Consider the following 6979-nt stretch of genomic DNA (forward strand, 5'->3'; position numbering starts at 1 on the left):
CTGTGAAACAGAACTCCCTGAATGGATGGTTCAAGAGCGGCGCCCCTGGCGTCTGGATCAGCGGTGGCGCGGTGTCCATCGCGGTCATCATGACCATTGGCCTGTTGGCCGTGATCGCGGTGCGGGGCCTGGGCCACTTCTGGCCGGCCGACCTGATCCAGGCCAACTACAGCGTGCCTGGCCAGGCCAACCACATCGTCATAGGCGAAGTGGTGCAGAAAGAAGAAGTGCCGCGCGAGCGCCTTAAAAGCGCCGGTCTGCCGGTGCCCGACGAAGGCCCGGAGTTCATGACCCGCGAGCTGATCAAGGTCGGTAACCGCGACCTGAACGGCAACGACTTCACCTGGATCGTCGGCGAGTGGTTGAAGGACCAGACCAAGCCTAAAGAGCTGATGGCGATTGAGCGTCGTGAGTGGGGCAACTTCTACGGCACCCTGGTCAACGTCAAGCAGGACGGCAAGGTCATCGCAGAAGGCGAGGCCGCGTGGCCGGAGCTGCAGGCCCGGGTCGACCGCGTCAACAAGCTGGCCGCTCAGCTCAAGAGCCTGGAAAAAACCGACATCGGCGCAATCAACGCCGGCCTGGAACGTATCCGCCTGCACGGCCGTAAACTGGAACTGGAAGGCAAGCTCGACGCCGCCGCCCAGGCCGACATGGACGCCGACCGCGCCGAGCTGAATGCGCGCTACCAAGACATCGAAGCACGCCTGGCCGACCTGCACGCCCAGTTCAACCGCGATGCGCTGACGGCCCGTGACGCCAACGGCAAGGAAGTGGAAATCGGCATCGGCAAAGTGGTGCACGCTTACCAGCCGAACGCCATGGGCACCATGACCAAGATCGGCTTCTACTTCAGCAAGGTCTGGGAATTCCTCAGCGATGACCCACGGGAAGCCAACACCGAAGGCGGGATCTTCCCGGCTATCTTCGGCACCGTGATGATGACGCTGATCATGGCGATGATCGTGACCCCGTTCGGTGTGCTGGCAGCGGTGTATCTGCGCGAGTACGCCAAGCAGAACACCCTGACCCGCATTATCCGGATCGCCGTGAACAACCTGGCCGGTGTACCGGCCATCGTCTACGGCGTGTTCGGCCTGGGCTTCTTCGTGTATGTATTGGGGGGTTCGGTTGACCGGCTGTTCTTCGCCGAAGCCCTGCCGGCGCCGACCTTCGGCACCCCGGGCCTGTTGTGGGCCTCGCTGACCCTGGCGCTGCTGGCGGTGCCGGTGGTGATCGTAGCCACCGAGGAAGGCCTGGCGCGGATCCCGCGGACAGTGCGCGAAGGGTCCCTGGCCCTGGGCGCGACGAAGGCGGAAACGCTGTGGAAAATCGTACTGCCGATGGCCAGCCCGGCCATGATGACCGGCATGATCCTCGCCGTGGCCCGTGCCGCCGGTGAAGTGGCACCGCTGATGCTGGTCGGTGTGGTGAAACTGGCGCCGTCGCTGCCGCTGGACGGCAACTACCCGTACTTGCACCTGGATCAAAAGATCATGCACCTGGGCTTCCATATTTATGACGTCGGCTTCCAGAGCCCCAACGTCGAAGCCGCGCGACCGCTGGTGTACGCCACCGCGCTGCTGCTGGTGCTGGTGATCGCCACGCTCAACCTGTCGGCGGTGTGGATTCGTAACCACCTGCGCGAGAAGTACAAGGCGTTGGACAGCTGAATCTATTAGCCACAAGCGGCAAGCTACAAGCCGCTTTTGCTCAAATCTTGCAGCTTGCAGCTAAAAGCTTGCAGCTTCGAACGGAGTGAGACCATGCAACATGAAACCCATTCCCACGGCATCAACATGTCTGCCTTGGGTCGCGACAAGCAGAGCCTGAGCCTGGCTCAAGAAACCGTGGCCATCGAAGTGCCGGGCCTGAGCCTGTACTACGGTGAAAAGCAGGCGCTGTTCGACGTCAGCATGAACATTCCCAAGCAGCGCGTGACCGCCTTCATCGGCCCGTCGGGCTGCGGCAAGTCCACGCTGCTGCGCACCTTCAACCGCATGAACGACCTGGTGGACGGCTGCCGCGTGGAAGGTGCCATTAACCTCTATGGCAGCAACATCTACCGCAAGGGCGAGGACGTGGCCGAGCTGCGTCGCCGGGTGGGCATGGTATTCCAGAAGCCCAACCCGTTCCCCAAGACCATCTACGAAAACGTGGTCTACGGCCTGCGCATCCAGGGCATCAACAAGAAGCGCATCCTCGACGAAGCGGTCGAGTGGGCACTCAAGGGCGCGGCGCTGTGGGATGAGGTCAAGGACCGCCTGCACGATTCGGCGCTCGGTTTGTCCGGCGGCCAGCAACAACGTCTGGTGATCGCGCGGACCATCGCCGTGGAGCCGGAAGTGTTGTTGCTCGACGAACCCTGCTCGGCTCTGGACCCGATCTCGACGCTGAAAGTGGAAGAACTGATCTACGAGCTTAAATCCAAGTTCACCATCGTCATCGTGACCCACAACATGCAGCAGGCGGCGCGGGTTTCCGATTACACCGCGTTCATGTACATGGGCAAGCTGGTGGAGTTCGGCGACACCGATACCCTGTTCACCAATCCGGCAAAGAAACAGACCGAAGACTACATCACCGGTCGCTATGGCTAGTTGGGGAAGCTGCAAGCCGCCAGTTTCAAGCGGCAAGTAAAAGCAGTTCAACGGAACGACACACATCAGCTTGCGGCTTGTAGCTTGCGGCTTACAGCTTTTGCGGAGCAAACGCATGATTAGCAAAGAAGGCCTTACCCATCACATCTCCGCGCAGTTCAACGCCGAGCTTGAGGAAGTGCGCAGCCACCTCCTGGCGATGGGCGGGCTGGTGGAGAAGCAAGTCAACGACGCCGTCACCGCCCTGATCGAGGCCGACTCGGGCCTGGCCCAGCAAGTGCGTGAAATCGACGACCAGATCAACCAGATGGAGCGCAACATCGACGAAGAATGCCTGCGCATTCTGGCCCGTCGACAGCCGGCGGCATCCGACCTGCGATTGATCATCAGCATTTCCAAATCCGTGATCGATCTTGAGCGGATCGGCGACGAAGCCACCAAGATCGCGCGCCGTGCCATCCAACTCTGCGAAGAAGGCGAAGCGCCGCGCGGTTACGTGGAAGTTCGCCACATTGGCGACCAGGTGCGCAACATGGTGCGTGATGCCCTCGACGCCTTTGCCCGTTTCGACGCCGAGCTGGCGCTGTCCGTGGCCCAGTACGACAAAGTCATCGACCGCGAGTACAAAACCGCGCTGCGTGAGCTGGCCACCTACATGATGGAAGACCCGCGCTCTATCTCGCGGGTCTTGAGCATTATCTGGGTGCTGCGTTCGCTGGAGCGCATCGGCGACCACGCGCGCAACATCTCGGAGCTGGTGATTTACCTGGTGCGCGGTACCGACGTGCGGCACATGGGGCTCAAACGCATGAAAGCCGAAGTTGAAGGCTCAACCGATCAAATACCTAATGTTCCGGGCGAAACTGACGATAAGTAAGGTTGCCCGAGAAATTAACGCCCGGCCTTTGGTCGGGCGTTTTTGTTTGTGGCAGCTGAATTATTTGCGCGGCGGGTGAAAGAAAGTCCCGACGTGACTACAGAGTTTTGGCAAAATGCCATCAGTTAGGCGTTCTGCGTGCCGCGGTTTTTATAGGATAAAGGGTCGATGAGTAAAGTCAGTGTATTGGTGGTGGATGACGCCTCGTTTATTCGCGACCTGGTGAAGAAGTGCCTGCGCAACTACTTCCCTGGGATCAAGATTGAAGATGCGGTGAACGGCAAAAAGGCCCAGGCCATTCTGATGCGCGAGACCTTCGACCTGGTGCTGTGCGACTGGGAAATGCCGGAAATGTCCGGCTTGGAGCTGCTGACCTGGTGCCGCGAACAGACCCATCTCAAAGCCATGCCGTTCGTGATGGTGACCAGCCGTGGCGATAAGGAAAACGTGGTCCAGGCGATCCAGGCCGGTGTGTCCGGGTACGTCAGCAAACCGTTCACCAACGAGCAGTTGCTGAACAAGGTCAAGCAGGCCCTGCACAAAGTCGGTCGCCTCGATGCGTTGGTCGCCAGTGCGCCGACCAAGATGAATTCGGCTTTCGGCAACGACTCCCTCAGCGCCCTGACCGGCGGCAAGCCCGAAGCCATCAAGGCTGCCCCCGCGGCCGCTGCGACGCCCAATCGCGGCCTGCTCAATACGCAGCCGGTAAAAGCCCCGGCTGCATCTGCATCTGCATCTGCCCAAGCGGGCCGTGGCCAGGGCCAACTGCGGCTGTCCAGCGGCACCCAGCAATGCGTCATCAAGGCGCTGAGCATCAAGGAAGCGCTGTTGGTGGTGCGCCGTGGTGAAGTCCTGCCGCAAGTACTGGAAAGCGCGGTGCTGGACCTGGAGCAAGGCGACAACGCCGAAGTGGCGCGCCTTAACGGCTACCTGCACGCCGTCGTCGCCTTTGAGCCGAGGCCGGACAGCGACTGGCTGCAACTGACTTTCCGCTTCATCGATCAGGACGCGCAGAAGATGGACTACATCTCGCGCCTGATCGCACGGGGCACGGCGCAGAAGCACTTTGTGCCGGGTGCGTAACCCGTAGGACCAGCGCAATACCTGTCGTAAGCGGGCTACAAGATTGTCATGAACCCTTGTTAGCCTGCCGTTCAGTCATCCCGACAGGTGCACGCCATGTTCATTCGCCTGCTGTTGTGCGGCGCGCTGGTAACGGCCGCGCCGTCGACCTTGGCCATGACGCTGTATAAGTCCATCGATGCCAATGGCGTGGTGATTTACAGCGACTGGCATACCCCCGGCGCCCAAGCGTTCGTGATTCAGCAGCGCAGCGTTGAGCGCGTACACAGGCCGCTACCGCAGGTGCCCATACCTCGTGACACCCCGCATGCTTATCGCTACCCGTTGCCGTGGCGTGGCGGGCCGTTCCGGTTGACTCAGGGACCTAACGGCAGCTTCAGCCATACCGACCCCAAGAGCCGCTACGCCATGGACATCGCCATGCCCGAGGGCACGCCGATCATTGCCGCGCGTGGCGGTGTGGTGGTGAAGACCGAAAATCAGCAGGCGGGGCGGGGCGGTGATGCGTCGGGCAATTTCGTGCGCGTCCAGCACGACGACGGCACCCAGGGTGTCTATCTGCATCTACGGCAGGGTTCGGTCAGTGTGAAGGTGGGTCAGCGTGTGGTGGTTGGCAGCCCGCTGGGGTTGTCCGGCAATACCGGCAACAGCAGCGGGCCTCATCTGCATTTTGTGGTTCAACGCGCCACCGAAGCGGGGCTGGTGTCGATCCCGTATGAGTTCAACCAGCCGGTGGGCGCGTTGCCCAACTTTGCGTTGGGCAACTGACGGTCAATCCAGCAGCAGCACCTTGGCCAGTACGATCTTCGGACCTTTCATCTTCTTGATGATGATCCGCAGCCCTTCGACCTCCAGCACTTCCTCTTCCTCCGGCACGCGCTTGAGCGTGTCGTAGATCAGCCCGGCCAGGGTCTCGGCTTCGATGTGGTCCAGGTCCACGCCCAGCAGGCGTTCCACCTTGAACAGCGGGGTATCGCCGCGTACCAGCAGCTTGCCCGGCTGATACGCGAGGATGCCGCGTTCGGCCTTGCGGTGTTCGTCCTGGATATCGCCGACCAGCACTTCCAGCACGTCTTCCATGGTCAGGTAGCCAATGACCTTGCCGTCAGCTTCTTCCACCAGCGCAAAGTGTGCGCCGCCTTTGCGGAACTGCTCCAGCAACTGCGACAGCGGCATGTGCCGGGATACGCGCTCCAGCGGGCGGGTCAGCTCGGCCAGGTTGAAGGATTCGGGGATATGGTCCAGCGCCGCCAGCTCCAGCAGCAGATCCTTGATATGCAGCAGGCCGACGAACTCATTGCGCTCGGCGTCATACACCGGGTAGCGGCTGAATTTGTGGCGGCGGAACTGCGCGAGGATTTCCTTGAGCGGCGCGTTGAAGTCCAGAGTCACCAGGTCTTCGCGGGAATTGGCCCAGTCCACCACTTCCAGCTCGCCCATTTCCACGGCCGAGGCCAGCACTCGCATGCCTTGGTCGCTCGGGTCCTGGCCACGGCTGGAGTGCAGGATCAGCTTGAGTTCCTCGCGGCTGTAATGGTGTTCGTGGTGCGGGCCAGGCTCGCCTTGGCCGGCGATACGCAGGATCGCGTTGGCGCTGGCGTTGAGCAGATAGATAGCCGGGTACATGGCCCAGTAAAACAGGTACAGCGGCACGGCCGTCCACAGCGACAGCAACTCGGGCTTGCGAATGGCCCAAGACTTGGGCGCCAGCTCGCCGACCACGATGTGCAGGTAGGAAATCACGAAAAATGCCGCAAAGAACGACACGCCCTTGATCACTTCCGGCGACTCAACGCCCACCGCGCCCAACAACGGCTCCAGGATGTGCGCAAACGCCGGCTCACCGACCCAGCCCAGGCCCAGGGAGGCGAGGGTGATACCCAACTGGCAGGCCGACAGGTACGCGTCGAGCTGGCTGTGTACGGTGCGCAGGATCTGCCCGCGCCAGCCGTTGGTGTGGGCGATGGCCTCGACCCGGGTGGCCCGCAGTTTGACCATGGCGAACTCGGCCGCAACGAAGAAACCGTTGAGCAGTACCAGGATCAGTGCAAAGAGGATCATGCCGAAATCGGCGAAGAGTGTCGCGAGGGTGATACCAGGGGAAGGGTCCATGATGGAGTTGTGCAGGTTCCGTGTGTTCAGTAAGGGGTGTCAGGCGGGCCTGAAAGGCAGGCGCAAGTCGGCCAATGTAGCGGCTGACGGGGCGCTTGCCTAGTGCCCGGTGCCGGGCGGGGCGGGGCGTGGAATCTACTTCCCAAGGCACTGAAGATCCATTGTGTGAGGGGGCTTGCCCCCGATGGCGGTGGATCAGTTATGGATAAGTTGACTGTCTTCCCGTCATCGGGGCATAGGTATCTACACAAATCTAAAAGGCTCACAGATAACTCTGTGGAGAGCGGGCTTGCCCCGCGCTGGGCTG

Annotated in this window: 6 protein-coding genes; 5 read left to right on the plus strand and 1 reads right to left on the minus strand. The window is 61.4% G+C overall.

What is annotated here, in order from left to right; translation table 11 throughout:
• The first annotated feature begins 2 nt into the window (after positions 1-2).
• The 5 genes from pstA to YA0848_RS26300 all read left to right on the plus strand — a co-directional run bounded on the left by pstA (position 3) and on the right by YA0848_RS26300 (position 5328).
• Positions 3-1673 (plus strand): phosphate ABC transporter permease PstA, encoded by a 1671-nt coding sequence (pstA, locus tag YA0848_RS26280; protein ID WP_034101523.1) that lies wholly within the window; start codon positions 3-5, stop codon positions 1671-1673.
• Between the two features lie 93 nt (positions 1674-1766).
• The gene (pstB, locus tag YA0848_RS26285; RefSeq protein ID WP_016971675.1) at positions 1767-2600 is read left to right on the plus strand and encodes a phosphate ABC transporter ATP-binding protein PstB; all 834 of its coding nucleotides are present in this window, start codon (positions 1767-1769) and stop codon (positions 2598-2600) included.
• A 115-nt stretch (positions 2601-2715) separates the two neighbouring features.
• Positions 2716-3477: a phosphate signaling complex protein PhoU gene (phoU, locus tag YA0848_RS26290; protein ID WP_034115469.1), complete on the plus strand. Its 762-nt coding sequence runs from the start codon at positions 2716-2718 to the stop codon at positions 3475-3477.
• A gap of 168 nt (positions 3478-3645) precedes the next feature.
• Positions 3646-4560, plus strand: a complete 915-nt coding sequence (locus tag YA0848_RS26295; RefSeq protein ID WP_034101521.1) for a response regulator — start codon at positions 3646-3648, stop codon at positions 4558-4560.
• Between the two features lie 96 nt (positions 4561-4656).
• Complete coding sequence (locus YA0848_RS26300; protein ID WP_169902304.1) at positions 4657-5328, plus strand: peptidoglycan DD-metalloendopeptidase family protein; 672 nt, start codon at positions 4657-4659, stop codon at positions 5326-5328.
• Between the two features lie 3 nt (positions 5329-5331).
• Here YA0848_RS26300 and YA0848_RS26305 read toward each other — a convergent pair whose 3' ends face one another.
• The gene (locus YA0848_RS26305; RefSeq protein WP_034101519.1) at positions 5332-6672 is read right to left on the minus strand and encodes a hemolysin family protein; all 1341 of its coding nucleotides are present in this window, start codon (positions 6670-6672) and stop codon (positions 5332-5334) included.
• Positions 6673-6979: the final 307 nt, after the last annotated feature.

Origin of the sequence: Pseudomonas sp. S4_EA_1b (assembly GCF_016307435.1) — a bacterium.
Classification (GTDB): Bacteria; Pseudomonadota; Gammaproteobacteria; order Pseudomonadales; family Pseudomonadaceae; genus Aquipseudomonas; species Aquipseudomonas rhodesiae.

What these genes read in the sequence shown, in the direction of transcription:
- pstB (WP_016971675.1), top strand. Translation starts at nt 1,767, where the DNA reads ATGCAACATGAAACCCATTCCCACGGCATCAACATGTCTGCCTTGGGT.
- YA0848_RS26305 (WP_034101519.1), bottom strand. Translation starts at nt 6,672, where the DNA reads ATGGACCCTTCCCCTGGTATCACCCTCGCGACACTCTTCGCCGATTTC.
- YA0848_RS26300 (WP_169902304.1), top strand. Translation starts at nt 4,657, where the DNA reads ATGTTCATTCGCCTGCTGTTGTGCGGCGCGCTGGTAACGGCCGCGCCG.
- YA0848_RS26295 (WP_034101521.1), top strand. Translation starts at nt 3,646, where the DNA reads ATGAGTAAAGTCAGTGTATTGGTGGTGGATGACGCCTCGTTTATTCGC.
- phoU (WP_034115469.1), top strand. Translation starts at nt 2,716, where the DNA reads ATGATTAGCAAAGAAGGCCTTACCCATCACATCTCCGCGCAGTTCAAC.